This is a genomic window from Halobacillus salinus, from assembly GCF_004684905.1.
Classification (GTDB): Bacteria; Bacillota; Bacilli; order Bacillales; family Halobacillaceae; genus Halobacillus; species Halobacillus salinus.
The window spans coordinates 1-1,875 of the sequence record NZ_SRJC01000014.1 but is presented as its reverse complement, the minus strand read 5'-3'; the positions used below and the strand labels follow the sequence as shown (position 1 = coordinate 1,875).

At 39.8% G+C, this 1,875-nt stretch carries 1 protein-coding gene and 2 rRNA genes; 1 reads left to right on the top strand and 2 read right to left on the bottom strand.

The annotated features are described in order from the left end of the window. Positions 1-89, bottom strand: a 16S ribosomal RNA gene (locus tag E4663_RS19540); the annotation flags it as partial. 439 nt (positions 90-528) lie between these two features. Here E4663_RS19540 and E4663_RS19535 point away from each other — a divergent pair. Further along, positions 529-1,074 carry a GNAT family N-acetyltransferase gene (locus E4663_RS19535; protein WP_135328838.1) on the top strand — a complete coding sequence of 182 codons (546 nt, stop codon included), beginning with the start codon at positions 529-531 and terminating at the stop codon, positions 1,072-1,074. Positions 1,075-1,747: 673 nt separating this feature from the next. Here E4663_RS19535 and rrf read toward each other — a convergent pair. Continuing rightward, positions 1,748-1,861: ribosomal RNA gene (gene rrf, locus E4663_RS19530) — 5S ribosomal RNA — on the bottom strand. Between the last annotated feature and the right edge of the window lie 14 nt (positions 1,862-1,875).

Genomic DNA, 1,875 nt, shown 5'->3' with positions numbered 1-1,875 from the left:
AGGGGATCAGCTCGCTTCCTGCGCTCGACTTGCATGTATTAGGCACGCCGCCAGCGTTCGTCCTGAGCCAGGATCAAACTCTCCATAAAAGTTAAGTTTGACTTGCTCATTTGCACACCGAATGTGCGTTGTTGTCTTTTCTTCACTAAGAAGAAAAATATTGACGTACTGGTTGGTTCGTTCAGTTTTCAAAGATCAAATTGTGTCTGCTGTTCAAAACAGCGACTTAATTAGTGTATCATGTTTCGTTATTTGATGTCAATAACTTTTTTCATGATTTGATTTTGTGTGTCGGTTTCTTTCAACGCGACAACTACTAATATATCAGAAACAAACTAGTAAAGTCAATGACTTTTTTTAATTTGTTTTGAGCCGCTCTCAAAGCGACAATTAATAATATACCACCTTTCTCTCATAGAATGCAAGGGTTTTTTAGAAAATATTAAAAAGAGTATGGGACGACCTCTTTAGCAATCTGTTAAACTACTGATAAGCTACTCGATATATTTGTTAAAGGAGCTGATCGACATGACAAGAGAAGGTTGCTATAGAGTGAGAGGGTTAACCTACACAATCCGTTCTGCCGCTATGCACGACGCAAAGCAATTAGAAAAATTACGATGTAGAATAGATGGCGAAACAGAGAACCTGGATCGAGAGCCGGGGGAAGATTATATAGATGAAAAGGGATTTCAACAAATTATCGCCGCAGATACAGAGCACCCTCGGCATCTTTTCATTGTGGCAGAAGTGAAGGGACAATTAGTGGGATTCGCGCGGTGTGAAGGGACGGACCTCAAAAGAACATGCCATAAAGTAGATTTTGGTATAGGGATCCTAAGAGATTACTGGGGATATAGGATAGGACATCAACTGTTATCTCATGCTTTGGCTTGGTCGGAAAAGAATCACATCAAAAAAGTATGCTTATCAGTCCTTGAAGAGAATAAGTCTGCCATCAACCTCTATAAACAACACGGATTCGAAGTAGAAGGGGTTTTGAAAGCAGACAAACTACTTTCTGACGGAATGTTCTATTCCTCGCTTATAATGGGGAGGTACAATGATGTCTGAAGCCAGATAGAAAACAATCCACTTTACTCTCTGTACATATGTAACGATCCGTTTCTGCTTCAAACACTTGTAGCAATAGAATGATTGCATTTTCAATTACCTTTATCTTGTAAGAGTTCCTCTGTTGATAGCGACTCCTATTGATTGGATCATTCATTGGCAGCCGCCTCGAGGAACCCATCCACCTTTGAAACACAGCTACTTTCTGATTCATTTCGTTATAGATTATATACATAAGGACACTACATTCCATAGGTTTCAAGCTCGTTACATATCGGAACTTTTGGAGATAGAAAAAGCAGCTTTCACATATCCACGTTCATCGCCACCGGTTTATCATAGTGTCCAACAATCTATTAGCAAAGAAACTGCCCCTTCTATAACTACGGACACCCCTTCGTTTTCAACATGGAGAAAAAGGGGGAGCTCATATAGTAGGAAGGGAGCTTTACACTTTAGGATTCTCAATCCACCCCATGTTTTCTTCAATCTAGAAACACTCTCTCTTAATCAATTAGTAATTATTCAAGTTCATTCCATTTATAGTTCACAAGTAATAATCATTCGTTTATATTAAACAGAAGTAATCTATAAATTATGTTTTATCAATTCTTCGATTGATTGAACGACGAAAAACCCCTTAGAGGAAATCCTCTAAGGGGTTCATTTATTGACGTGGCGGCGTCCTACTCTCACGGGGGTAAACCCGACTACCATCGGCGCTGAAGAGCTTAACTGCTGTGTTCGGCATGGGAACAGGTGTGACCTCTTCGCCTTCACCACCACATCATTATAAGGTTT

Coding starts and splice junctions, on each gene's coding strand:
- E4663_RS19535 (WP_135328838.1), top strand. CDS start 529: ATGACAAGAGAAGGTTGCTATAGAGTGAGAGGGTTAACCTACACAATC.